The sequence below is a fragment of the Mesorhizobium sp. USDA 4413 genome (genome assembly GCF_056280365.1).
This window is the reverse complement of sequence record NZ_JBVPRP010000001.1, coordinates 5,144,091-5,168,565: the sequence shown is the minus strand read 5'-3', so window position 1 is coordinate 5,168,565 and position 24,475 is coordinate 5,144,091. Positions and strand designations below refer to the sequence as shown.

Here is a 24,475-nt window from a genome sequence, read left to right as displayed (position 1 = left end):
GACAGCACCGAGCCGGATCCGGCCTGCGAAGATGGCCGGCTCCGGAACAGATATTTTTGCTTTCCGCGACCTTCGGCTGGTCGACCGTCAAGCTGCCTTCTTGGTTCGCGCCAGCGTGTCGGCCACCACCTCGCCGAAGGAGGCGGGGGTCGGCACGATGATGACGCCGGCCTCTTTCAGGATCTCGACCTTCTCCTGCGCCGACTCGCCGAAGGCGGAGATGATCGCGCCGGCGTGGCCCATGCGCCTTCCCTTGGGGGCGGAAAGTCCGGCGATGTAGGCGATCAGCGGCTTACGCATATTGTCACGCGCCCAGATCGCGGCTTCGGCTTCCTGCGGGCCGCCGATCTCGCCGATCATCACCACGGCGTCGGTATCCTCGTCCCGCTCGAAGAGCTGCAGGATGTCCTTGAAGGACGAGCCGTTGATCGGATCGCCGCCGATGCCGACGCTGGTCGACACGCCGATGCCCAGCGCCTTCATCTGCGAGGCGGCCTCGTAGCCCAGCGTACCGGAGCGGCCGACGATGCCGACGCGTCCAGGCAGATAGATGCTGCCCGGCATGATGCCCATCAGCGCCTGCCCGGGCGTGATGACGCCGGCGCAGTTCGGGCCGACCAGCCGCATGCGGTCCTCGAAACGGTAACGGCGCATGTAGCGCTTGACCTGCATCATATCTTGCGAGGGGATGCCGTCGGTGATGCAGACGCAGAGTTTTATGCCGGCATCCGCCGCTTCCATGATCGAATCGGCCGCGAAGGGCGGCGGCACGAAGACGATGCTCGCCTCGGCGCGGGTCTCGCGCACGGCGCCCTTGACGGTGTTGAAGACGGGCAGGCCAAGATGCGTCTGTCCGCCCTTGCCGGGGGTGACGCCGCCGACCAGCTTGGTGCCGTAGCGCTTCATGTCGTCGGCATGGAAGCTGCCGATCTTGCCGGTGAACCCTTGCACGATGACGCGCGTGCTGCGGTTGAGCAGGATTGCCATTTCTCGACCTCCCTCAGGCTGCTTTCTTGTTTTTGGCGGCTTCGCGCCAGGCGGCGACGGCTTTTTCGGCGGCTTCGGCCAGCGTGTCGGCGACGATCACCTTTTCCCCGGAATCGGCCAGGATCTTGCGGCCTTCCTCGACCTTGGTGCCGGAAAGGCGCACCACCAGCGGCACGTCGACGCCGACCTCGCGAATCGCCTTGATGACGCCTTCGGCCACCCAGTCGCAGCGGTTGATGCCGGCAAAAATATTGACCAGGATGGTCTCGACATTCTTGTCGCCGAGCACGGCGCGGAACGATTTCGCCACCCGCTCGGGCGAGGCGCCGCCGCCGATATCGAGGAAGTTGGCCGGTTCGCCGCCGGCAATCTTGATCATGTCCATCGTCGCCATGGCGAGGCCGGCGCCGTTGATGATGCAGCCGATATTGCCGTCGAGCCCGACATAGGAGAGGCCGCGGTCGCTGGCGAAGGTCTCGCGCGGATCTTCCTGGCTCTTGTCGCGCAGCTCGGAAATCTCCGGCCGGCGGAACAGCGCGTTCTCATCGAACGACATCTTGGCGTCGAGCGCGACGAGACTGCCGTCGCGCGTCACCACAAGCGGATTGATCTCCAGCATCGAGGCGTCGTAGTCGCGGAACACCTGGTAGCAGCCGAGGAGGGTTTCGGTCGCCTTGCCGATCAGGTTGCTTTCAAGACCGAGACCGAAGGCGATCTCGCGCGCCTGGAAGCCCTGCATGCCGACGCCGGGATCGACAGTCGCGCGGATAATCGAATCCGGTTTCTTTTCGGAAATGTCCTCAATCTCCATGCCGCCGGCGGCCGACGCCACGATCATGACGCGCTCTTCCTTCCGGTCGAGCACGAAGCCGAGATAGAGCTCCTGTGCGATGTCGACCGCTTCCTCGAGATAGAGGCGCGATATCAACTTGCCGCGTGGACCGGTCTGCTGGGTCACCAGCTTGCGGCCGAGCATCGCCTCGGCCGCGTTGGAGATCTCCTCATCGTTGGAGCAGAGCTTGATACCGCCGGCCTTGCCGCGAGCGCCGGAATGGACCTGCGCCTTCAGCACCCATTTCGAGCCGCCGATCTCCCGGGCACGGTAGGTCGCCTGCTCGGGGCTGTAGGCAAGGCCGCCGCGCGGCACATGCACGCCGTGGCGGGCAAGCAGTTCCTTAGCCTGATATTCGTGGATGTCCATCTTGTCCTCCCGGAAAACTCTCAGTGAGCCTGCGTCTGGCTGGCGCGCTCGATCGCCTCGCTGACCACCAGCACGTTGCGGGCCATGCGCTCGGACGCGGCGTCGATCATCTTGCCGTCGAGCGCCGCCGCGCCCTTGCCGTGCGCCTCCGCCTCCTTCAGCACCTCGAGGATGCGGCGGGCGCGCGTGACCTCCTTTTCCGGCGGCGAGAACACCTCGTTGGCCAAGGCGATCTGCGAGGGGTGGATCGCCCATTTGCCTTCGATGCCGAGCGCCGCGGCGCGCCTGGCGGCCGCCTTGTAGCCTTCCGGGTCGGAGAAATCGCCGAACGGTCCGTCGATGGCACGCAGGCCATAGGCGCGGCAGGCGACCGTCATGCGCGACAGCGCGAAATGCCACTGGTCGCCGGGATAGTCGGGATTGAGCCCGCCGATGTTGACGGTGCGCGCCTTGTTGCTGGCGGCATAGTCGGCGACGCCGAAATGCATCGCCTCCAGCCGACCGGGCGTGGCGGCGATCGCCTCGACATTGGCCATGCCGAGCGCCGTCTCGATCAGAGCTTCGAGACCGACGCGGGTCTTGAACCCCTTGGCCATCTCGATCTGGTTGACCATGGCCTCGACCATGTAGAGGTCGGCCGGCACGCCGACCTTAGGCACCAGTATCGTGTCCAGCCGGTCGCCGGCCTGTTCCATGACGTCGACGACGTCACGGTACATGTAATGGGTGTCGAGGCCGTTGATGCGGACCGAAACGGTCTTGCCCTTGGCGCGCCAGTCGATGTCGTTTAGTGCCTGGATGATGTTCTTGCGGGCGCGTTCCTTGTCGGGCGGCGCCACCGCATCCTCGATGTCGAGGAAGACGAAGTCGGCGGCGCTGTTGGCCGCCTTGTCAATCATTTCCGGGCTGGAGCCCGGAACGGCGAGCTCGCTGCGCTGGAGCCGCAGTTTCTTCAGATGGTTGATGGTGTGGCTCACGGTCCGCTCCTCACGCCGCCTTGGCGACTGGCACGTCGGCCGTGCGGCGGAAATGCTCGATCGCCGCCGCCACGCCCGAGCCGGCCGCCAGGCGCACGCCGCAATCGAGCAGCGCCATTTCCGCCGCCGACAGCGAGGCCAGCACCATCACCTCGTTCAGCCAGCCGAGATGGCCGATGCGGAAGACCTTGCCGAACACCTTGTTGAGACCGCCGCCGAGCGATGTCCGGTAGGCCTGATAGGCGCGCTTGACGACGTCACCGCTGTCGATGCCTTCCGGCACCAGGATGGCGCTGACCGTATCGGAATGCCATTTCGGCGCCTTGGCGCAGAGCTTCAGACCCCAGGCGTCGACGGCCTTGCGCACGCCTTCGGCAAGGCGATGGTGGCGGGCGAAGATGTTGTCCAGCCCTTCCTCCTCGATCAGGTCGAGCGAGGCGCGCAACCCGCGCAGCAGTTGCGTCGCCGGTGTGTAGGGGAAATAGCCGGCATCATTGGCGCGGATCATGTCCTCGAAGGAGAAGAAGCAGCGCCGGTGTGTCGAAACCCGCGAGGCGGCCAGGGCCTTCTTGCTGACCGACAGGAAACCGAGGCCGGCCGGCAGCATGAAGCCTTTCTGCGAGCCGCTGACGGCGCAGTCGACGCCCCATTCCTCCTGGCGGAAGTCGATCGAGCCGATCGAAGACACGCCGTCGACGAAGAGGAGCGCCGGGTGGTTCGCTGCATCGAGCGCGGCGCGGCAGCCGGCGACGTCGCTGGTGACGCCCGTCGCGGTTTCATTCTGGGTACAGAACACCGCCTTGATGAGGTGCGCCTTGTCGGCCTTCAGGCGCTCCGCATAGATTTCGAGCGGGACGCCGCTGCCCCATTCGCAGTCAATGACGTCGACCTCGAAGCCGAGGCGCTCGGCCATGTCGACCCACAGATGCGAGAACTGGCCGAAGCGCGACATCAGCACCTTGTCGCCGGGGCTGAGCACATTGGTCATCGCCGCTTCCCAGGCGCCGGTGCCGGAGGAGGGATAGATGAAGACGCGGCCGGTCTCGTTCTTGAAGACCCGCTTGATGTCTTCGAACAGTGGCAAGGTCAGGTCGGGGAAGGAGGCGGCGCGCATATCCTCCATCGGCAGGTTCATGGCTTGCCGGACCTGCTCGGGAATGTTGGTGGGCCCCGGGATGAAAAGATGCGTGAACCCAGCCATGCGCGAAACTCCTCCGATCGATTGGGATTGTGGAGGAAGTTTCGTCTCGGCGAGGCTCGGCAACAACACCTTGCCGGGTAAGTTGTTGGCCCTTGCGGGTGGGATGGTCCTACCCGATCGGCCTACCCGGGGAGCCTACCCGACAGGCGATTTGGCGGTGCGGCGTTTCTCGCTCGAATAGAGCGCGACGGCCATGGCTCGGTTGCGTACGTCCAGCTTGTCGTAGAGATTCTTCAGGTGATACTTCACCGTGTTTTCGGAAATCCCGGTTCGCGTTGCGATCTGCAAATTGGTCCAGCCGTCGGAAAGCACCGCCAGCAACTCGCGCTCGCGCACGGTGAGCCGGGACAAAGGCGTGTCGTTGACCTTGTTGATGTCGATATAGGGAATGCAGATGCGCCCATGCGCCACCGCCAGGATCGTCTCGAAGATAACCGGCGGATCGTCGAACTGGAAGCAGTACCCTTGAGCGCCCAGGCGCACGCATTGCTTCAGGATGCCGATGTCATGGTCGTTGGAAAAGATCGTGATGCGCACGCCAAGCTCGCGGCTCTGAACTTCCGTCAGAACATCGGCGCCATCCATGTCGGCGAGCTTCCAGCCGACGACGGCGACATCGAACTGTGTGGCGGCGGCCAGTTCCAGGAATTGCGCGCCGCTGTGCACGACCCCGAGCAAATCGAAGCGGCCGTCGCATTCCAGCATCTCGCGCAACGCCGACACGACGAAGGGATTGCGTTCGGCGACGACCACGCGAACGCGCCGCTCGGCAGTTCCTTCGCTCGTCTTTCCAGACCTAATGTTCAAGGGCAGCGTTTGTCCTCGGAGCGTTTGGCGATGCGCTGATCTTGCTGGATCATGCATCATGACAATTCTGCCTCAATAGGGAAGGGGTGCTCTTTCCCCAGCGACATGCGCTGTCGCGCCGGCTGAAGCGATTGTCGCATCTGCGGCGCGGTAGCCCACGCGCTCTCGGGCGGTTGGGAGGTGCCGACAACCGCCGCATTTCCCTGGCTATTCCGCACGCCAAAGCGACATCTTTGCAGGACGGATCCAATTACCGCGCTATCTCCCGCACAGGGTTTGGATTTCCCGAAAAGCGGTTTCCCCTTTTCGGGATCATGCACTAGACCTCATTTCGGGATTCCTTGTCGCGGAGGCGCTGGTGGAAGGCCAGGACAGACAGACGACCGGCGTCGCGCCCGCCGAGGAGCACCACGCCGACATCTATGGCGAGGACGGCGCGGTGCGCGCCTCCTTCCTTGCCCAGATCGGCGCGGCGATCGCCGATCGCGATACGATCACCCTCAAGCGCGAAGTCGACGACCTGCACCAGTCGGAACTCGGCGACGTGCTGGAGGCGCTTCACCCTGAACAGCGCCGCGCGCTGGTGGAATTGCTCGGTTCCGATTTCGACTTCTCCGCGCTGACGGAGGTCGACGAGGCGATCCGCCTCGACATCGTCGACAACCTGCCCAACGCGCAGATCGCGCAGGCGGTGCAGGAGCTCGATTCGGACGACGCGGTCTACATCCTCGAGGACCTCGAGAAGGAAGACCAGGACGAGATCCTGTCGCAGCTGCCTTTCACCGAGCGCATCAGGCTCAGGCGCGCCCTCGACTATCCGGAAGAGACGGCCGGCCGGCGCATGCAGACCGAGTTCGTCGCCGTGCCGCCCTTCTGGACGATCGGCCAGACGATCGACTACATGCGCGAGGACAAGAACCTGCCCGAGCGCTTCAGCCAGATCTTCGTCATCGACCCGAGCTTCAAGCTGGTCGGTGCCATCGACCTCGACCAGATCCTGCGCACCAAGCGCGCGGTCAAGGTCGAGGAGGTCATGCATGAGACGCTGCATGCGATCCCGGCCACGATGGACCAGGAAGAAGCGGCCCGAGAGTTCGAGCAGTACAACCTGCTCTCCGCCGCCGTGGTCGACGAGAACGGGCGGCTGGTCGGCGTGCTCACCATCGACGACGTGGTCGACGTCATCCAGGAAGAGGCGGAAGAGGATCTTCTGCGCATGGGCGGCGTCGGCGACGAAGAACTGTCCGACACGGTGCTCGCCACCTCGCGCTCGCGCGTGCCTTGGCTGCTGGTCAATCTGTTGACCGCTTTCCTTGCGGCTTCCGTCATCGGCCTGTTCGACCGCACGATCGAGCATATCGTGGCACTTGCGGTGCTGATGCCGATCGTCGCCGGCATGGGCGGCAATGCCGGCTCGCAGACCATGACCGTCACCGTGCGCGCGCTGGCGACCAGGGACCTCGATATCTATAATGCTGCCCGCATCATCCGCCGTGAGCTGGGTGTCGGTTTCGTCAACGGCATTGTCTTTGCGGTGCTGATCGGGACGGTCGCCGGTTTCTGGTTCCGCGATCCCAATCTGGGCGGCATCATCGCCGCGGCGATGATCATCAACATGTTTGCGGCTGCGCTTGCCGGGATACTCATCCCGCTGGTGCTCGACCGCTTAAAGATCGATCCGGCGGTGGCTTCGGCGGTCTTCGTCACCACCGTTACCGATGTCGTCGGCTTCTTTGCCTTTCTCGGGCTGGCGACCTGGTGGTTTAGAGTGCCCTAATCAACACGCTGGCGCTAATTGACTTTTACGTAAATGCCGTGCCAGGTTGCCGCGGGGTCACGCGCCGATTCCTGCGCGTGAAGGGTCTGATCTGGAGGAAGGGCGGCGCTCAAGCGGCGATGCCCGGGCTTGGGAGCAGGAATGCGGGAATATTACACGATCACCGAGCTGACGCGTGAATTCGACGTGTCGACACGGACATTGCGTTTTTACGAGGATGAGGGGCTGGTGCAGCCGGTGAGGCGCGGCCGCACGCGGCTGTTTCGGCCATCCGACCGGCATCTCATCCGCCAGATCATGCGGGGAAAAAGGCTCGGCTTCTCGATCGCCGAGATCCGCGAGATCATCCAGATGTACAAGGAACCGCCCGGCGAGGTCGGCCAGCTCAAGCTGATGATCAAGCGCATTGAGGAAAAGCGCGAGGACCTGCGCCAGAAGCGGCGCGACCTGGAGGAGACGCTGGCCGAGCTCGACCAGGCCGAGGAGTCCTGCGTGGAGCGGCTGGCTGAGTTGGGCGTCAACACCTAGGCCGCGCTGGCCTCAAATCCAGCGCCGGACCCTTTTTGCATAGTCGCGGTATTTCTTGCCGAATTTCGCTGCCAGGATCTTTTCTTCCTTCTCGATCGCCAGCTTCTGCGTGGCGAAGGCGGCGAGGAAGGCAAAGAGCAGGAACCAGGCGATGCCGGTGATGAAGGCGACGCCGATCAATAGCAGCGTATTGGCGAGATACATAGGGTTGCGGGTGATGCCGAAGGGGCCCGATGTCACCAGATGATCGGGCTCGGCATTCGGATCGAATGTCGTTTTCGCCCGCATCATGACGCGGATGGCCGTGATCCAGAGCATGGCGACGCCGAACAGCGCCACCCAGCCGACGCCGACCATGAGGTCGCCGAAGATGTCGCCGATCCAGGGCAGCGGGTAGAGCATGCCGAGGACGACGCTCGCCGCTATCGCCACGACATAGATCACCGGCGGCCAGGGAATGATCCCGTGTCTGCGCTTTGCGATGCCCGTCATTGCTGTCCTCCCTCCATCTGGTCCTCCGTCGCGGCGGTGCAGGTTTCCGCCAGGTCGGCCAGATGCGATTTCCAGACGCTGGACTGGTCGTTGGCGTAGAGCTTGTCGAGAGATCCTTCGCCTTTCAGCGTGTCCAGCATGCAGCCACAATAGCTCGTACAGAACTTGCTGTCCCGCTGCTGTTCGCACTGTGCCTGGCAAGCCGGCAGGAAGCCGGCTTCCCTGTCCTGCGGGGCGGCGGGCATGACTTGCGACAAAAGCCACACCGAACCGAACAGAAGCGGCTGGTGGATGAGATAGAAGGCGAGGCTGTGGCGGCCGATGAAAGTCAGGGGTTTCGACCAGCGGCCGGGCAGCCATCGCCCCAGCCGGGCAAGAAGGCCTGTGGCAGAAGCGAACTTCACCGCAGCCATGCCCGCAAGCACGGCGCCGAACCAGGGAAAGAGCGGCACATAATCGTTGGAACGCGGGTTGGTGGCGGAAAGGCCGACCCACCAAAGCGCCGGATGATCGAAGAATTCCGACCGAAGATAGTAGGGGGCCGCAATGACGGCCGCGGCAACGATTGCCGTCATCAGCCAGGGCAGCCTTAGAAAGGCGAGGCCGAGAAGGCTCGCCAGCGCGATCTCGTGCAGGATGCCGAAAAAGATGAAACCGTCCGGCGTGACGAAATAAGTGACGGCCGAAATGGCCGCCGCCGCCACGGCCACCATGGCAAAGCGCTTCCAGAAGCCGGGCCAGCGGATCTGGCGGCCATGGGCGAGGAAGAGGCTGACGCCGACCAGGAACAGGAACGTCGAGGCGATGCAGCGCGCGTAAAACTTCCACCAACCGAAAGCGGTGAGGCCGGGCGCGGTATAGCCGAAGTTTTCGAGATCCCAGGTGAAGTGGTAGCTCGCCATCGCAATCAGCGCGATGCCGCGCAGGATGTCGATGGCTTGGATGCGGCCGTGCTTTTGCGTGTCCTGAACGGTTTCGCCGGTCGTCTGAAAGCTCATTGATCTCGCAATCCGATTCAGTCCTGCCGAACGACTATCACGGTTCAAGCCGACGACAGAAGCAGGCGGCCATCAATGCGTTTCATGGCAGCCATGAAATTTCGCTTTAGGCCAGACGCGGAAAGCCTTTGACAGGCTTCGCTTTTCGGCCTCTCAGGGTCGGTTTCCTGCTACCGGCCGGCGGCTGGTCCGGCCAGATTCGGGCGCGTGATTCACGTCTCGGAGGGCCGATGTCCACCCATGTGCGCCATCCGATCTGGCTTCCGGCCCTGCGGCCGGCGGATGCGCGTACCTTCGCCTCGCTCTATGCGGTGGAATCCTTTGCCCGAGCCACGATCTCCAGCGTGATCCCGATCCAGGCCTACGAGATCCTGCACAATGAGCGGATCGTCTCGATCCTCTACACGATCGTGTCGCTGATGGGCCTTTCGGTCACGCTGTTCATGCCGATGCTGATCCGCCGTTTCGCGCGGCGCTGGGTCTACACGGCCGGCTGCGTGCTGCTGGCGATCGGCTCCGCCTTCTTCGTCACCCACTCGCTGCCCGGCCAGATTGCCGGCATGCTCTGCCGCGTCATGGGGGCGAGCGCGCTGTCGATCACGCTCAACCTCTACATCATGGATCACATCCGCAAGACCGACTTCATGCAGGCGGAATCGCTGCGCATGGCGTGGTCGATGTTTGCCTGGACGGGCGGGCCGACGCTCGGCATCTTCCTCTACACGCATTTCGGCATCTATGCCGCGCATGGCGCGGTGGTGGTTTTTGCGTTCGCGCTGCTTTGCCTGTTCTGGTTCTATCGGCTGAGCGACAACCAGTTGATCCGGCCTGGCGGCAAGACGCGCCCGGCCAATCCGCTCGCCAATATCGGCCGCTTCGTGAAGCAGCCAAGGCTCAGGCTCGCCTGGCTGATCGCCTTCGGCCGCTCCTGCTTCTGGACGACGTTCTTCGTCTATGGCCCGCTGTTCATGGTGATCACCGGCCAGGGCGAACTCGCCGGCGGCCTGCTGGTTTCGGCCGGCAACGCGCTTCTGTTCGTGGCTATCTTCTGGGGCAGGGCCGGCAAGCGCTTCGGTGGAAGGCGCGTCATGACTTTCGCTTATTTCGCCATGTCGGCCATGCTGTTTGCAGCAGGCGGCATCGGCGAGGCCGCGCCACTGCTCACCGGCGCGCTGCTGCTCTGCGGCGCGCTTTTCACCATCGCCCTCGATGCGCTCGGCTCGACCGCCTTCATGCGCTCGGTGCGCGCTTATGAAAAGGCGCAAATGGCGGCGGTCTACCGCACCTATCTCGATTTCTCCGAACTGACGCCGCCGCTCGTCTATTCGGTGGTGCTCACCTTCTTCGGCCTTGGCTCGGTGTTCGTCACGCTCGGCATCCTGGCTGCCTTTTGCGGCTTCGTCACCTGGCTCTATCTGCCGAAGGCGTTTTGAACGCTGCGTGACGGCCGCGCACCCAATCGTGGAAGCGGTGCAAATCGTATTCCTCCGGCATCAGCACGCCGGCTTGATGGCGCATCGAACGGAGTCCCTTCTGGTTGACCTCGCAGATCGCGGCATCTTCCTCGAGCACCTGCGTGCCGAAGGCGACGATGTTGTCGATGTCGGTCTTTCCCAACGCGTCCGGCGCGAACAGCCATTCGGCGGTGAGCTCGGTCTGCTCGGGGCCGAGCGGGGCAAGCCGCACGGTTCGCATGTAGTCGACATGACCGACGATGAACATCGAGGGCAGCGAGGTCGCATAGGTCTGGCCGGCGGCGGGTTCAGCAGCCGTGAGACCGGAGAAGGCCGGGCCGTGGACATGGCCGTCCTTGGACCAGGTTTCGGCGCCGGCGCGCAGGCCGCCGGAGAACTGCGGATCGTCATTGTCGGCGTGGCGCGCCCATTCGGGATCGTCATGCCTTGCCATCAGGCCGCGGCCATAGATCGGCACCAGCCGCGACAGATCCTTATGCACGCCCGGGCAGTGCAGGCACTCATTGAAATTCTCCCAAAAAATCTTCCAGTTGCAGTTCATCACTTTGGTGAGCCGGTGGCCGGTGACGAGGCTCTCCAACGGCCAGTTGGAAAGATCGCCGGAGGCGCGATCGAACGAGCTTTCCGCCGAGCCGTCTGGGTCCTCGGCGAGGTTGATGAAGACGAAGCCGCGCCAGAGCGAGAGCGCCACGCGGTAGAGCAGATAATCGGCCTTGTCGAAGCCCTCGGGCAGCGATTTCGACGGCACGCGCACGAGATCGCCGCGCAGCGAATAGGACCATGCATGATAGGGGCAGGTCAGGAGCCTAGCCTTCAGCCGCCCGGCGCCTTCCTGGCAAAGCTGCGAACCGCGATGCCGGCAGGTGTTGTGGAAGGCGCGCAAGGCGCCGGTCTCGTCGCGCAGCACGACGATCTCCTGGCTGCCGACGCGCACCGTTTGGAAGCCGAGGGGCTCGGCGATATCGGCCTCGCGGCAGACCATCAGCCAGCTTCGGCACCAGATGGCGTCCAGATCGCGCCGGTATGCATCGGCATCCCAATAGGCGGCCGACGGCAAGGTCGGCTGAAGGCTGGTTAGGCCGTTGTAAGGATCGCGTTCGCTCGTATTGGGCTGCATCGGCTTCTCCTTGGCTGACGACCAGCCGACACCCGGGCCAAGGCGTTGTCAATTGCCGGCTCCGCGCATTGTGGCGGCCGCGCGGGGACCTTAAGGTCAAACGCATGCCGCCAAGAACCATGTCGCTCACCGAGGAACTGGTCGCCCGCTGCTTTCGCGTCGTCGAGGATAGCGGGCCCGATCCCGATGCGGCGCATCTGGATGATAGCGACTATGCGGCGATGCTCGATGCGTTCGAGGCCGAGCTTCCGGCGACGGAACCGCTTTGGCTGTTCGGCTATGGGTCGCTCATCTGGAAGCCTGAGATCGAGCACACCGAGGAACGCGTAGCGCTTGCGCGCGGCTGGCACCGCTCGTTCTGCATGAAGATGACGCGCTGGCGCGGCACCAAGGAGCGACCCGGCCTCATGATGGCGCTCGATCGCGGCGGTCAGTGCAAAGGGGTCGCTTTCCGGCTGGTCGAAAAGAACCGCAGGCAGGCGCTGGACAAGCTTTTCCGGCGCGAGGTGACATTGAAGCCGACGAGCTACAGGCCGCGTCTGTTGCAGCTCTCAACCGACAAGGGACCGCTGCGGGCGCTGGCCTTCGTCATCAATCGCAACGGGACCACCTATGCCGGCCCGCTCAGCGAGGAGGAGGTTGTCGAAAGGCTCGCGACCTCCTGCGGCCATTGGGGCTCGGGCGCCGACTATCTCTACAACACGGTGAAGAATCTCGAGCAGCGCGGCATCCATGACGCGCATCTGTGGCGATTGCAGCAGCTGGTCGCCGCCCGGATCGCCGGCTCGCAGCAGCCGTGAGCCGTGCCGCAATCGCGCCGCGCTGTGGCGGAATTTGGTTTGCCGGCAGGAGGGCTTCTGCCTAAAGTCCAGCCGTCGGCCTGATGGCGACGACATTGTTCATCCAAGGTGAAGGCGGGAATGACCGGCGCGACAGCCGCGAGCGGCAATAGAGCTTCCGATCGGAAACTGACCTTCATCCTGGGCGGTGCCCGCTCGGGCAAAAGCTCTTATGCCGAGAAGCTGACGACTGCGAACCCGTCGCCCTGGACCTACATCGCCACGGCACAGGCTTATGACGACGAGATGCGCGAGCGCATCGCGCTGCACCGGTCGCGGCGCGGCGAAGGCTGGGTCACCATCGATGCGCCGCTCGATTTGGTCGGCGCAATCGAGGCCTTGCCGAATCACGAACCCGCGCTGATCGACTGCCTGACTTTGTGGCTCACCAATCACATGCTGGCCGAACATGATGTCGAGGCCGAATGCCAGCGGCTCAAGGATGCGCTGTCGCGGCCGCGCGGGCCGTGGTTCGTGGTCTCCAACGAGGTCGGACTGGGCATCGTGCCCGACAACGCGCTGGCGCGCCGGTTCCGCGACGCCGGCGGCCGGCTCAACCAGCAGGTCGCGGCGACAGCCGACAGCGTTCTGATGATGGTGGCGGGGTTGCCGCTCAAGGTGAAATGACATGGCTGACATCGAGGAAAAGGACGCCGAGCGCCACCGCGCCAAGATGGCGAAGCGCAAGGCAGTGCAGGATGCCGAGGTGGCCGGCAAAACGATCGAGAAGGGGCTGCTGATCGTCAACACCGGACCGGGCAAGGGCAAGACCACGGCAGCGTTCGGCCTGGCGCTGAGGATGCTGGGCTATGGCAAGCGTGTCGGCGTCGTCCAGTTCATCAAGGGCAAATGGCATACCGGCGAGAAGGATGCTTTCGCCGCCTTCGGCGACCGCGTCGTCTGGCATGCGATGGGCGAGGGCTTCACCTGGGAGACGCAGGACCTTAAACGCGACATCGCAGCCGCGGAGGCCGCCTGGGCCAAGGCGCTCGAGTTGATGGCCGATCCCTCGATCAGCCTCGTGGTCCTCGACGAGCTCAACATAGCGCTACGCTACGATTATCTGGACCTCGAAAAAGTGGTCGCGGCACTGAAGACGCGCCGGGACGATCTGCACGTGATCGTCACCGGCCGCAACGCCAAGCCGCTGCTCGTCGAGGCGGCCGATCTCGTCACCGAAATGGGGCTGACGAAGCACCATTTCGCCGCCGGCGTGAAGGCACAGCAAGGGATCGAATTCTAAAGCGCGCTGGCGCCTTGGCCGCCGATCAGAAGGGTCAAGTAGATCACGATCGCCGAGACGACCGCGAACAGGCCAATCAGCAGCCAATCCGCCATGCGGTAGAGCTTCAGCGCCTGGCGGATGTCGGTGCTTTCGGCCTCGCGGCGGCCGCCTTCGCCCATGAAGGCATCCTGGACGACTTCGCCGCCATAGCTGCGCGGTCCGGCGAGCGAAAGCCCCAGCGCGCCGGCCATGGCGGCCTCCGGCCAGCCGGCATTGGGCGAGCGGTGCTTCCTGGCGTCGCGGCGCATGACATGCCAGGCGGAGCGCGGATCGGCGCCCGGGACCAGAAAGGCCGCCAGCACGATGAGCAGGCCGGTGAGCCGAGATGCGGGCAGGTTGATCAGATCGTCGAAGCGGGCGGCCGCACGGCCGAAAGCTTCATATTTCGGCGTGCGGTGGCCGATCATCGAATCGGCGGTGTTGGCGGCCTTGTAGGCTGCACCTCCGCCAAGGCCGCCGATGCCGGTCCAGAAGGCAGGCGCGACGATGCCGTCCGAAAAATTCTCGGCCAGACTTTCGATCGCAGCGCGTGCGACGCCCGCCTTGTCGAGCTTTTCCGGATCACGGCCGACGATGCGCGAGACGGCGATGCGACCGAGCGTCAGGCCGCCAGTCTCCAGCGCGTCGGCGACGTTTTCGACATGCTCGGCAAGGCTTTTCTGCGACAGCAGGGTGGAGCCGAGGATGGCAGCGACGACCAGACCCGACGGAAAGATCAGCCAGAGCATGACATGCAGCGCCAGACCGATAAGGCCGGGGACCAGCAGGATGACGAGCAGGGCCTGGACGCCGCGGCGGCGACGCAATTCGTCGGAATCGGTGGCGCGGTTGAGCCGGCAATCGAGAAAGGATATCAGCCTGCCGATCCAGGTTACCGGATGGCCGATAGCGTTGAACAGCCAGTCCGGATAGCCGAGGGCGCGTTCGATGGCGAGTGACAGGAAAGCGATCAGGACAGACATGAAGCTTCTAAGCGGCGTGGTCGCAGCGGTTGATCATGGCGGCAGCCTTGGCCGGGCAAGCGCGCTTTTTCCTCATGCGCCGCAACCTTTCGTGGACCTCTCGACAGGTATCAACCCGCACTCCTATCCGCTTTTTGAACTGCCCGCCACCATCCTGACCCGATTGCCGGAGGCAGGACAACTGCGCGAATTGGCCGAAATTGCGGCTGCGGCCTATGGCGCGCCGTCGGCGGCGCATGTGGCGGCGGCGCCCGGCACGCAGATTCTCCTGCCGCGTGTGGCCTCGCTGCTGCGGCCCGGCAAGGCGCTGGTGCTCGGCCCGACCTATGCCGAACACGCGCGCGCGGCGGCTATCGCCGGCCATGCGGTTGCCGAAGTCAGTGATTTCGACGCGCTGGCCGATGCGGACCTTGCGGTGCTGGTCAACCCCAACAATCCGGACGGGCGAGTGATCGAAAAGGCGCGCTTGCTGGAACTCGCGGCGCGGCTTCGCGCCAAAGGCGGGCTGCTTGTCGTCGACGAAGCTTTCATGGATGTCGGCCCGATCGAGCACAGCCTGGCGGGAGATGTCGGGGAGGGCGGCATTGTCGTGCTGCGCTCGTTCGGCAAGTTCTTCGGCCTCGCGGGTGTGAGACTCGGCTTCGCATTGGCGGATCCGCTGACGGCCGAGCGGCTGGATGCGCAACTGGGACCCTGGGCGGTGGCCGGCCCGGCGCTCGAATACGGCATCCGCGCCTTGTCGGACACGGAGTGGCAAACCGTCATGCGGCAGCGTCTGGCTCAGGATGCCGGGCGGCTCGACGCGCTGCTTGGCCGGTTCGATGTTCTGGTCGCCGGGGGCACCCGCCTGTTCCGCTATTTGTCGTTTGCCGAGGCCCCGGGCTTTTTTTCGGCGCTTGGCTCTAGCGGCGTGCTGGTCCGCCATTTTGCCGGGCGGCCGCAGGTCTTGCGCATCGGTCTGCCGGGCAGCGAAGCGGAATGGCGGCGGCTTGAGGGCGCCCTTGCCGCGTGGGCCGGTCGGCGCGAGGATGTGCACCAGGAGTCCGGATGATGATCCATGTCTGTTCGCTGTCGAAAGTCGACGAAACTGTCGCACGGACCGGTGCTGAGCGCTTGCTGTCCCTGCTTGCCGCAGGCACGGAGGTGACCCGACCGGCTTCGATCCTGGCGGAAAACCACCTGCACCTCGTCATGCACGATATCGCCGTGGCGCAGGAAGGCATGACGATGCCGGGCGAGGAGCATGTGCGGGCCTTGCTTGACTTCGCCTATCGCTGGAATCGCGTGAAACCGCTGGTCGTGCATTGCTATGCCGGTGTCAGCCGCTCGACCGCATCGGCTTACATCATCGCGGCGGCGCTTTCGCCCAAGCGCGACGAGATGGAACTCGCCCACACGCTGCGCTTCCTCTCGCCGACGGCAACGCCCAACCCACGATTGATCGCCGTCGCCGATATGCTGCTTCAGCGGGATGGCCGCATGATCGCGGCGATCGAGGCGATCGGACGCGGTGCCGACGCGTTCGAGGGGATACCCTTCGAACTCGATATTAAAGCTTAGTCCGTCGGCCTAAAGCAGCCACTCCGCGAGCTTCGCTTTGCGAACGTCCCTGACTAGGTTGATAAAACCGTCGGCCTGCATTTCCGCCGTCAGGCGGCCCTTCTCGGCCGTGGCGATCGAGGCGTCGCCGACCACGCCGTTCGGATTGAGGTCGCTGGCGATCCAGGCAAAGGCGTGCGTGCCGGTGTGGCGCAGCAGGGCGAATTCCTTTTCGGCGCGGCCGACATTGGAAACGAAATTGTCGGCCTTGCCCATGTCGACGAGGTCGGGCCGGAAATGCAGCATCAGCGAGGTCTCGACATCGCCGCCATGGATGCCGTGACGATCTTCGAGCTCGGTGTACATGCCCGCCGGGCGGCCGAAACGCTGCCAGCTCGTCTTCACCGACAGCATTTTGGCGCGCACGCGCAATTCGCGCGAAACGATGCCCATGATCTCTTCATTGCCGCCATGCGAATTGACGATGATCAGCTTTCTCACCCCGGCGCGGGCGACCGACAGGCCAAGTTCCGTCCAGGCGTCGACCAAGGTGGTGGCGGGCAAAGTGAGCGTCCCCGGCGCATGCAAGTGCTCGTTCGACTTGCCGACCGCCTGCACCGGCAGGATGCGGATGTCGAGATCGTCGGGCAGGCGCGCGATCACCGTCTCCAGCATGCCCACCATGATCGAGGTGTCGGTCGAGACCGGCAGATGCGGGCCATGCTGCTCGATCGCCGCCACCGGCAGCACGGCGATGGTCGCTTCGGCGTCGATCGAGGCATATTCGGTCGTCCGGTAGTCGCCCCACCACACACGTCTTGTCGCCACTTCATTCTCCCAATGGTCTGCTACGCCGCAAGGGCGGTCTAGAGCATGATGCCGAAAAGTGTGAAGCGGTTTTCGGACGACATCATGCTCTATCTCTTTGATTTAGAGTCGGATTCAGATTTCAGGTCGATCCGACCTGAAATCATCCGGCTCTAGTGTGCTTGGCCGCCGCGGGCAACCGTCACCCTGCCGCCAGCACCTCGACCTCGACCTTGAACTCCGGGCGGGCGAAGCCGGAAACGATCATCAGTGTCGATGCCGGCGCGGGATCGGAAAAGAGCCGGTTGCGGACATCCATATAGGCCTGCAGGTGCTCGCGGCCGGTGACGAAGGCGTTGATGCGCACGGTGTCGTTCAAGGTCAGCCCGGCTTCGCTCAGAATCGCGGCGATGTTCTTGAAGCAAAGCTCAGTCTGTGCCCCGGCATCCTCCGGTACGGTGTCGTCGGGGCCGATGCCCAACTGCCCCGAGCACAGCACCAGCCGTTTTCCGGCGGGTATTTCAACGCCGTGGCTGTAGCGGGCAAAAGGGGGCTTGATGGTCTTGGGGGCGAGGTATTTCAGCATCGCATTCTCCTGTGCGCCTGCAGACTAAGGCTCGATTCATGAAACCTTCAAGATGCGGTGCATGCCGCTGGGGCGATTATGGACAGGCGTTCAAAAAATAGGCACGATGCCTCGCGTACGGCATGATCCGTCCGGTCTCGGCAATGATTGCCGCACAAGCAGGCGGCCCAGGCGGTGGCATGTGTCTTGCTTCTTGAAACAACGGTGTCGAGCCCAGCGCGTCGCGCGCCCGGGCCAAGAGAGGGTGATGTTTATGATCGGACAAGGAAAGATGCTGGCGGGCGCCGCCGTCCTGCTGGCGGCAGGCACGCTGAGCGCGGCCGCGAACGAGAAGGTTACGTTCGGCACCAACTGGCTGGCCGAGCCGGAACATGGCGGCTACTACCAGGCCATCGCCGACGGCACCTATGCCGCCTGCGGCCTCGACGTCACCATCATGCAGGGCGGCCCGCAGGTCAGCGGGCGGCCGATGCTGCTTGCCGGCAAGATCGATTTCTACATGGGCGGCAATCTGCTTTCGGCCTTCGATGCCGTGCAGCAGGGCATTCCGATGCGTGTCGTTGCCGCCGATTTCCAGAAGGATCCGCAGGTCATCATGTCCCATCCGGGAGAGGGGTTGGACAAATGGGAGGACCTGAAGAACGCCGACCAGTACATCATGGGCGACGAGGGCGCGCAGACCTTCTTCCAATGGATGGTCACCGATCTCGGCTTCGATGCCGCCAAGCGCGTGCCCTACACGTTCAATCCGGCGCCGTTCATCGCCAACAAGAAGTCGATCCAGCAAGGCTATGTGACGTCCGAGCCGTTCGCGGTGCAGAAGCAGGGAGGCTTCATGCCGAATCAGTTCCTGCTTGCCGATAATGGCTGGGACACCTATGCGACGACCATCGAGGTGATGCAGGATACGATCGACAAGCGGCCGGAGGTGGTGCAGTGCTTCGTCGATGGCTCGGCCAAGGGCTGGTACAAGTACCTCTACGGCGACAACAAGGCCGCCAACGACATGATCAAGAAGGACAATCCCGATATGACGGATGAGCAGATCGCCTTCTCGATCGAGCAGTTGAAGAAGTTCGGCATCGTCGATTCGGGCGATTCCGAAAAGCTCGGCATCGGCACGATGAGCGAAGCGCGCATCCAGAGTTTCTACGACAAGATGGTCAAGGCCAAGGTCGCGCAGCCGGGGCTCGACATCAAGAAGGCCTATACGCTGGCGTTCATCAACAAGGGTGTCGGGCTGGAGCTGAAGAAGTAAGGCGGCCTGCCTGAGATGATCCAGGAGAAAGTGGCTGAGACGCCGGCGGCATCGGGCGAGGCCTCGATGCTGCTTGCGCTGCGCAATGTCGGCAAGGTCTTTTCCAACGGCGTGACGGCGCTGAGCAAAGTCGACCTGGCGATACGCGAAGGCGATTTCCTGAGCCTGCTCGGCCCTTCCGGCTGCGGCAAGTCGACGGCGCTCCGGCTGATCGCCGGCCTGTCGACGCCGACCTCCGGCCAGCTCGACTGGCGCGGCTCGATCGACCGCTCGAATACCGGCTTCGTCTTCCAGGAACCGACGCTGCTGCCCTGGGCCAGCGTCTTCGACAATGTCTGGCTGCCGCTCAGGCTGAAGGGCGTGTCGCGCGCCAAGGCGGAACCAGCCGTGAGGGAGATGCTGTCGCGCGTCCATCTCACCGGCTTCGAGAATGCCGTGCCGCGCGAGCTTTCCGGCGGCATGAAGATGCGTGTCTCCATCGCGCGCGCCATGGTGACCAAGCCGCGCATCCTGCTGATGGATGAGCCGTTCGCCGCGCTCGATGAGATCACCCGCTTCAAGCTCAACAACGATCTTCTGGAGCTGTGGCAGGACGAGCGCTTCACCGTCGTCTTCGTCACCCACAGCGTCTTCGAAAGCGTGTTCCTGTCCAGCCGCGTCGTCGTCATGGCCGCGCGTCCGGGCCGCGTCCATGGCGAACTCTCCATCAACGCGCCTTATCCGCGCGACGAGGCGTTCCGCACCTCGTCGGATTATGCCGCGCTTTGCCGGCAGGCCTCGGATGCGCTGGTCGACGCTATCAACTCAACCGCCGGATCGCATCATGACGGCCATTGACGACACCACGCTGAAGCTCGATCCGGAAGAGGCGCGCCGCGCCCGCCAGGAGCGTCTGGAGCGCATCGGCAAATGGGTGCTGCCGCTGGCGATAATGGTGCTGGCGATCGTGCTGTGGGACCGCATCTGCGTCTGGAACGAGATCCCGCAATATATCCTGCCGCGCCCGGGCGTGGTGCTGCAGACGCTGCACAACGATTCGGGCGTGCTCTTTTCCTCGCTGTTGGTGACGCTCCGGATCACCTTCCTCAGCCTGCTGCTCGCCGTCATCGGCGGTGTCGGGCTGGCGGTGCTGTTCGCTCAATCGAAATGGGTGGAGATGTCGTTCTTCCCCTTCGCCATCGTGCTGCAGGTGACGCCGATCGTCGCCATCTTCCCGCTGATCAACATCTATGTGAACAATCAGACGGTCAAACTGCTGCTCTGCGCCTGGATCGTCGCCTTCTTTCCGATCCTCTCCAACACCACGCTGGGGCTGAATTCGGTCGACCGAAACTTACGCGACCTGTTCAAGCTCAACGGCGCGACGCGCTGGCAGCAATTGCGCTATCTACGGCTGCCGGCGGCGATGCCCTATTTCCTCGGCGGGCTGAAGATCGCCGGCGGCCTGTCGCTGATCGGCGCGGTGGTGGCGGAATTCGTCGCCGGCGCGCAGGGACAGTCGTCGGGACTTGCGTCGCGCATCATCGAAGCCGGCTACCGGCTCAACGCGCCGCGCCTGTTCGCGGCGCTGATCCTGATTTCGCTCACCGGCATCCTGATCTTCCTGGTGCTGTCGCTGGTGTCGCACCTCATCCTGCGCCGCTGGCACGAGAGCGCGCTGAAGCAGGAGCGCTAGGGTGATTAGAATCGCAGAGGAAATCACGAGGAGGACCAGATCTTGATACCTGCCTCTGGTTCCTACCAGCTTAGCAATGCCCGCATTCACCGTTCGCTGACGCCCGGGCTTGCCGCATCGTTCGATGCTGATGGTTTCGCGCTTGCCGATTTGGCCGTTGCCGGCGGCAAGATATCAAGCATTGCAGCGCATGGCGGAGCGAGGGCGCCGGCCGATGCGATCGACCTCGCCGGCCGGATCGTGCTGCCCTGCTTCGTCGACTGCCACACCCATATCGACAAGGGCCACATCTGGCCGCGAAAACCCAACCCCGACGGCACCTTCATGGGCGCGCTCAATGCCACCGGCGCCGACCGCACCGCGCGCTGGAGCGCCGAGGACGTTGCGCGGCGCATGGATTTCTCGCTGCGCTCAGCCTACGCACATGGCACCAAGGCCGTGCGCACGCATCTCGACAGCGTGCCGCCGCAGGAGGAGATCTCCTGGCCGGTGTTCGAGGCGATGCGGGAAAAATGGCGTGGGCGCATCGAACTGCAGGCCGCCTGTCTGCTCGGCATCGAAGGCGTGCGCGACAAGGCCTGGTTCGAGCGGCTGGCGAGGCGCGTGGCCGCGGCCAAAGGCGTGCTCGGCGTCGTCAGTTATATGGTGCCCGATCTCGAGGAATTGCTCGACCAGGTGTTCGCCCAGGCGATCGAGCATGGGCTCGATCTCGATTTCCATGCCGACGAGACCGACGATGTCGCGGCCGTCTCGCTGAAGAAGATCGCCGAGGCGTCGCTGTGGAACGGTTTCCAAGGCAACATCCTGGTCGGCCATTGCTGCTCGCTGGCGCGCCAGCCGGACCTCGAGGTGCTAGACACACTGGACAAGGTGGCCAAGGCGCGGCTGGCCGTGGTGTCGCTGCCGATGTGCAACCTTTATCTGCAGGACAGGCGTAACGACCACACCACCCCGCGCTGGCGCGGCGTGACGCTGCTGCATGAAATGAAGGCGCGCGGCATCAAGGTGGCGGTCGCCTCAGACAACACGCGCGATCCGTTCTACGCCTATGGCGATCTCGATATGCTGGAAGTCTATCGCATGGCGACGCGCATCCTGCATTTCGACCACCCGGTCGGCGACTGGCCCAGGGCGGTGGCGGCAACGCCGGCCGAAGTGATGCGGCTCGAAAGCGCCGGCACGCTGACCGCCGGCGGCAGCGCCGATTTCATCGTCTTCAAAGGACGGAGCTGGACTGAATTGCTGTCGCGCCCCGAATCGGATCGCATCGTGGTGCGCGAGGGCAGGGCGATCGAACGCCGACTGCCCGATTATGCCGAACTCGACGAATTGATGGTGTGATGATGGATATCGCAGCGCTGAAGCGCGATCTCGACGGGATCAAGATCGACGATCATCCGGCCATCGTCCAGCAGAAGAGCAGAGACTTCTACTGGTACAGCCCGGTGCTCAAAGCGCAGCTCGATCATATCAAGGGCGACCTGATCGTCACGCCGAAGAACGAGAGCGAGGTGATCCGCGTACTTGCCGCGTGCCACAGGCACGGCGTCCCGGTGACGCCGCGCGGCAGCGGCACCGGCAATTACGGACAGGCGATGCCGCTGTCGGGCGGCGTGGTGCTAAACCTTGCCGAGATGGACGAGATCAAGACCATCGCGCCGGGGCGGGTGGTGACCGGACCGGGCGCGGTGCTGGCAGAGATCGACAGAGCGGCGCGGGCGCATTCCAGCCAAGAGCTGCGCATGTCGCCCTCGACCTACAACACTGCCTCGGTCGGCGGCTTCGTCGCCGGCGGCTCCGGCGGCGTCGGCTCGATCCGCTGGGGCGGGTTGCGCGACCTCGGCAACGTGATCCGGCTGAGGACCGTGACGATGGAGGCCGAGCCCCGTGTCATGGAACTCACCGGCGAGGACGTGCTCAAGGTCATGCACGCCTATGGCACCAACGGCATCATAACCGAGGTCGAGATGCCGCTGACGGCTTCCTACGACTGGATCGACGTCATCGTCGGTTTCGACGATTTCATGGACGCGGCCGGCTTCGGCAACGACCTCGCCGAGCAGGACGGCATCCTGGCGAAGCTGATCACGCCGATCGCGGCGCCCATCCCTTACGATTATTTCAAACGGCACCAAAAGTTCTTCCGGCGCGAACAGAGCATTGTGGTGTGCATGATCGCCCCGCATGCGATGGATGCATTCCTCGCGTTTGTCCGGGCCAGCAAAGGCGAAATTGTCTTTAGGGCCGACCTTGAGACCGACCTGAAGGGATTGCCGCCGGCCTATGAGCTGACCTGGAACCACACGACGCTGCGCGCCATCAGGGTCGATCCGACGATCACCTATCTGCAGGCGCGCTATCCGTCGCCGGATCACCTTGCGCATGTCAAGGCGATGGTCGACCGCTTCGGCGACGAGGTGCCGGCGCATCTCGAATTCATCCGCTTCGACGGCGCGATCGGCGCCGCCGGCCTGCCGCTGGTCCGCTACACCACGGAAGAGCGGCTCGACGAGATCATCCGCATCCATGAGGACAATGGCTGCTGGATCTTCAACCCGCACCGCTACACGCTGGAAGAAGGCGGCATGAAGCAAACGGACGAGGTTCAGCTCGCCTTCAAGCGCGAAACCGATCCGCAAGGGCTGCTCAATCCCGGCAAGATGATAGCCTGGGAAAATCCGGACTACGACTACCGCTCCGGCAAGTCTTTCCTGTTCAAGGGGCTGCAAAAGGCGGGGTGACTTGCGATGAGCGTGGTTCGCGCAAACCTCAGAGATATTCTCGCGTGAACATCCTCGTGCTTTACGCTCATCCGGTGGAGACCAGCTTCAACGCCGGCCTGCACAAGACGATCGTCGAGCGGCTCGCCGCGGCGGGGCATGCGGTCGACGACTGCGACCTCTATGCCGAGGATTTCGATCCGCGACTGACGCGTGCCGAGCGGCTCGGCTACCATGATCCGCGTGGACCGAACGACGCAGTCGCCGGTTATGTCGAAAGGCTGAAGAATGCCGAGGCGCTGGTGCTGTCGTTTCCGGTCTGGAACTACGGTTATCCGGCGATCCTGAAAGGCTTCTTTGACCGCGTCTTCCTGCCCGGCGTGTCGTTCAAGCTGGTCGACGGCAAGGTGCAGCCGACATTGCACAACATCCGCAAGCTCGCGGCCGTCACCACCTATGGCGGCAGCCGCTTTCGCGCCATGCTGATGGGCGATCCGCCGCGCAAGATCGTCAAGCGCATGCTGCGGGCGACCATCAAGCCGGGCGCTTCCGTCTCCTATCTCGCGCATTATTCGATGAACCTTTCGACCGACGAGACGCGCAACGCCTTCATGGCGAAGGTCGCGGCCACAATGGACGCCTTCTGATGCGCGTGCTGGTGGTCTATTGCCATCCGGTGCCCGAAAGCTATTGCGCGGCTATCCGCGACACTGCGGTGGAGGTCTTGACGCGGAGAGGCTGGGAGGTGCGGCTGCTCGATCTCTATGCCGAGAGGTTCGATCCGGTGATGAGCTGCGAGGAGCGGCGCTCCTATAACGACCGCGCGCCGGAGGATCCGGCACTCGAACCGCATTTCGAGCATCTGCAATGGGCCGAGGCGATCCTCTTCATCTATCCGACCTGGTGGTACGGGCTGCCGGCGATGCTGAAGGGCTGGTTCGACCGGGTATGGGCGACCGACATCACCTTCAAGCTACCGACCGGCAAAGGGCGGATCACCTCTCTGATGCGGCATGTCACCAAGGTCGGCGTCATCACCACCTGCGGCGCGCCGACCTGGTGGAGCGCCGTCGTCGGCCAGCCGGGCCGCAAGACGATCCTGCGCGGCATGCGGGCGCTGTGCGCCACGCGCTGCAAGACGTTCTTCCTGGCGCATTATCGGATGGATTCGTCGACACCGAAGAGCCGGTCGGCGTTTTTAGCGAAGGTGAGAGCGCGGTTGGAGCGGTTTTGAGGTTAGCTTT

Annotated in this window: 26 protein-coding genes; 15 read left to right on the top strand and 11 right to left on the bottom strand. The window is 63.9% G+C overall.

Translation table 11 applies throughout. The features are described from left to right. Positions 1–87 precede the first annotated feature (87 nt). The 5 genes from sucD to ACVMIM_RS25340 all read right to left on the bottom strand — a co-directional run bounded on the left by sucD (position 88) and on the right by ACVMIM_RS25340 (position 5,173). Complete coding sequence (gene sucD / locus ACVMIM_RS25360) at positions 88–987, bottom strand: succinate--CoA ligase subunit alpha (RefSeq protein ID WP_041003834.1); 900 nt, start codon at positions 985–987, stop codon at positions 88–90. 13 nt (positions 988–1,000) lie between these two features. Further along, on the bottom strand, positions 1,001–2,188 hold the full coding sequence (locus tag ACVMIM_RS25355; protein ID WP_476115232.1) for a malate--CoA ligase subunit beta: 1,188 nt from the start codon (positions 2,186–2,188) through the stop codon (positions 1,001–1,003). Positions 2,189–2,208: 20 nt separating this feature from the next. Beyond that, positions 2,209–3,165 carry an HpcH/HpaI aldolase/citrate lyase family protein gene (locus tag ACVMIM_RS25350; RefSeq protein ID WP_476115230.1) on the bottom strand — a complete coding sequence of 319 codons (957 nt, stop codon included), beginning with the start codon at positions 3,163–3,165 and terminating at the stop codon, positions 2,209–2,211. A gap of 10 nt (positions 3,166–3,175) precedes the next feature. Next, complete coding sequence (locus ACVMIM_RS25345) at positions 3,176–4,366, bottom strand: aminotransferase class V-fold PLP-dependent enzyme (protein ID WP_476115228.1); 1,191 nt, start codon at positions 4,364–4,366, stop codon at positions 3,176–3,178. Between the two features lie 135 nt (positions 4,367–4,501). After that, complete coding sequence (locus tag ACVMIM_RS25340) at positions 4,502–5,173, bottom strand: LuxR C-terminal-related transcriptional regulator (RefSeq protein WP_476115227.1); 672 nt, start codon at positions 5,171–5,173, stop codon at positions 4,502–4,504. Between the two features lie 358 nt (positions 5,174–5,531). Here ACVMIM_RS25340 and mgtE point away from each other — a divergent pair, with 358 nt between their 5' ends. Together mgtE and ACVMIM_RS25330 are read left to right on the top strand one after the other, a co-directional pair. Next, complete coding sequence (mgtE, locus tag ACVMIM_RS25335; RefSeq protein ID WP_278048048.1) at positions 5,532–6,950, top strand: magnesium transporter; 1,419 nt, start codon at positions 5,532–5,534, stop codon at positions 6,948–6,950. Between the two features lie 141 nt (positions 6,951–7,091). Then, complete coding sequence (locus ACVMIM_RS25330) at positions 7,092–7,478, top strand: MerR family transcriptional regulator (RefSeq protein ID WP_041003844.1); 387 nt, start codon at positions 7,092–7,094, stop codon at positions 7,476–7,478. A 12-nt stretch (positions 7,479–7,490) separates the two neighbouring features. Here ACVMIM_RS25330 and ACVMIM_RS25325 read toward each other — a convergent pair whose 3' ends face one another. Together ACVMIM_RS25325 and ACVMIM_RS25320 are read right to left on the bottom strand one after the other, a co-directional pair. Then, positions 7,491–7,970, bottom strand: a complete 480-nt coding sequence (locus tag ACVMIM_RS25325) for a methyltransferase family protein (RefSeq protein WP_476115226.1) — start codon at positions 7,968–7,970, stop codon at positions 7,491–7,493. Then, positions 7,967–8,968 carry a heparan-alpha-glucosaminide N-acetyltransferase gene (locus ACVMIM_RS25320; protein WP_476115224.1) on the bottom strand — a complete coding sequence of 334 codons (1,002 nt, stop codon included), beginning with the start codon at positions 8,966–8,968 and terminating at the stop codon, positions 7,967–7,969. The genes ACVMIM_RS25325 and ACVMIM_RS25320 overlap by 4 nt, the downstream gene beginning before the upstream one ends. A 230-nt stretch (positions 8,969–9,198) precedes the next feature. On the opposite strand from ACVMIM_RS25320, the gene ACVMIM_RS25315 reads away from it, so the two are divergent. Beyond that, a complete protein-coding gene (locus ACVMIM_RS25315) occupies positions 9,199–10,401 on the top strand; it encodes an MFS transporter (RefSeq protein WP_476115223.1) in 1,203 nt (400 codons plus the stop codon). Here the strand turns inward: ACVMIM_RS25315 and ACVMIM_RS25310 are convergent. Beyond that, positions 10,370–11,560: an aromatic ring-hydroxylating oxygenase subunit alpha gene (locus ACVMIM_RS25310; protein ID WP_476115221.1), complete on the bottom strand. Its 1,191-nt coding sequence runs from the start codon at positions 11,558–11,560 to the stop codon at positions 10,370–10,372. The genes ACVMIM_RS25315 and ACVMIM_RS25310 overlap by 32 nt on opposite strands. 104 nt (positions 11,561–11,664) lie before the next feature. Between ACVMIM_RS25310 and ACVMIM_RS25305 the strand changes: the two genes are divergently transcribed. The 3 genes from ACVMIM_RS25305 to cobO all read left to right on the top strand — a co-directional run bounded on the left by ACVMIM_RS25305 (position 11,665) and on the right by cobO (position 13,642). Then, complete coding sequence (locus tag ACVMIM_RS25305) at positions 11,665–12,360, top strand: gamma-glutamylcyclotransferase (RefSeq protein ID WP_476115220.1); 696 nt, start codon at positions 11,665–11,667, stop codon at positions 12,358–12,360. Between the two features lie 120 nt (positions 12,361–12,480). Continuing rightward, positions 12,481–13,026, top strand: coding sequence for a bifunctional adenosylcobinamide kinase/adenosylcobinamide-phosphate guanylyltransferase (cobU, locus tag ACVMIM_RS25300; protein WP_476115218.1), 546 nt, complete (start codon positions 12,481–12,483; stop codon positions 13,024–13,026). 1 nt (position 13,027) lies between these two features. Beyond that, complete coding sequence (gene cobO, locus ACVMIM_RS25295) at positions 13,028–13,642, top strand: cob(I)yrinic acid a,c-diamide adenosyltransferase (RefSeq protein WP_476115217.1); 615 nt, start codon at positions 13,028–13,030, stop codon at positions 13,640–13,642. Here the strand turns inward: cobO and cbiB are convergent. Beyond that, positions 13,639–14,646, bottom strand: a complete 1,008-nt coding sequence (cbiB, locus tag ACVMIM_RS25290; protein ID WP_476115215.1) for an adenosylcobinamide-phosphate synthase CbiB — start codon at positions 14,644–14,646, stop codon at positions 13,639–13,641. The two genes, cobO and cbiB, sit on opposite strands and share 4 nt — an antisense overlap. On the opposite strand from cbiB, the gene cobD reads away from it, so the two are divergent. After that, positions 14,645–15,697, top strand: a complete 1,053-nt coding sequence (gene cobD / locus ACVMIM_RS25285; RefSeq protein ID WP_476115214.1) for a threonine-phosphate decarboxylase CobD — start codon at positions 14,645–14,647, stop codon at positions 15,695–15,697. The genes cbiB and cobD overlap by 2 nt on opposite strands. Next, positions 15,697–16,206, top strand: a complete 510-nt coding sequence (locus tag ACVMIM_RS25280; protein ID WP_476115212.1) for a tyrosine phosphatase family protein — start codon at positions 15,697–15,699, stop codon at positions 16,204–16,206. The genes cobD and ACVMIM_RS25280 overlap by 1 nt, the downstream gene beginning before the upstream one ends. A gap of 9 nt (positions 16,207–16,215) precedes the next feature. Here the strand turns inward: ACVMIM_RS25280 and ACVMIM_RS25275 are convergent, their stop codons facing one another. Both ACVMIM_RS25275 and ACVMIM_RS25270 read right to left on the bottom strand, forming a co-directional pair. Next, a complete protein-coding gene (locus ACVMIM_RS25275; RefSeq protein WP_476115211.1) occupies positions 16,216–17,013 on the bottom strand; it encodes a creatininase family protein in 798 nt (265 codons plus the stop codon). 181 nt (positions 17,014–17,194) lie between these two features. Beyond that, the gene (locus ACVMIM_RS25270; protein ID WP_040981965.1) at positions 17,195–17,578 is read right to left on the bottom strand and encodes a RidA family protein; all 384 of its coding nucleotides are present in this window, start codon (positions 17,576–17,578) and stop codon (positions 17,195–17,197) included. Between the two features lie 253 nt (positions 17,579–17,831). Between ACVMIM_RS25270 and ACVMIM_RS25265 the strand changes: the two genes are divergently transcribed. Genes ACVMIM_RS25265 through ACVMIM_RS25235 form a run of 7 tightly spaced genes read left to right on the top strand, consistent with a single transcriptional unit; the run spans position 17,832 to position 24,465 of the window. Further along, entirely contained in the window at positions 17,832–18,836 is a 1,005-nt protein-coding gene (locus ACVMIM_RS25265; protein ID WP_041004318.1) for an ABC transporter substrate-binding protein, read from the top strand. Positions 18,837–18,851: 15 nt separating this feature from the next. Next, a complete protein-coding gene (locus ACVMIM_RS25260) occupies positions 18,852–19,673 on the top strand; it encodes an ABC transporter ATP-binding protein (RefSeq protein ID WP_476115209.1) in 822 nt (273 codons plus the stop codon). Then, the gene (locus ACVMIM_RS25255) at positions 19,660–20,511 is read left to right on the top strand and encodes an ABC transporter permease (protein WP_476115208.1); all 852 of its coding nucleotides are present in this window, start codon (positions 19,660–19,662) and stop codon (positions 20,509–20,511) included. Before ACVMIM_RS25260 ends, ACVMIM_RS25255 begins: the two co-directional genes overlap by 14 nt. Before the next feature lie 42 nt (positions 20,512–20,553). Beyond that, entirely contained in the window at positions 20,554–21,852 is a 1,299-nt protein-coding gene (locus ACVMIM_RS25250) for a cytosine deaminase (protein WP_476115206.1), read from the top strand. A gap of 2 nt (positions 21,853–21,854) precedes the next feature. Further along, the gene (locus ACVMIM_RS25245; protein ID WP_476117358.1) at positions 21,855–23,252 is read left to right on the top strand and encodes an FAD-binding oxidoreductase; all 1,398 of its coding nucleotides are present in this window, start codon (positions 21,855–21,857) and stop codon (positions 23,250–23,252) included. A gap of 44 nt (positions 23,253–23,296) precedes the next feature. Continuing rightward, positions 23,297–23,878 (top strand): NAD(P)H-dependent oxidoreductase, encoded by a 582-nt coding sequence (locus ACVMIM_RS25240; protein ID WP_278048033.1) that lies wholly within the window; start codon positions 23,297–23,299, stop codon positions 23,876–23,878. Then, positions 23,878–24,465 carry an NAD(P)H-dependent oxidoreductase gene (locus tag ACVMIM_RS25235; protein ID WP_476115205.1) on the top strand — a complete coding sequence of 196 codons (588 nt, stop codon included), beginning with the start codon at positions 23,878–23,880 and terminating at the stop codon, positions 24,463–24,465. The genes ACVMIM_RS25240 and ACVMIM_RS25235 overlap by 1 nt, the downstream gene beginning before the upstream one ends. The last annotated feature ends 10 nt before the right edge of the window (positions 24,466–24,475 follow it).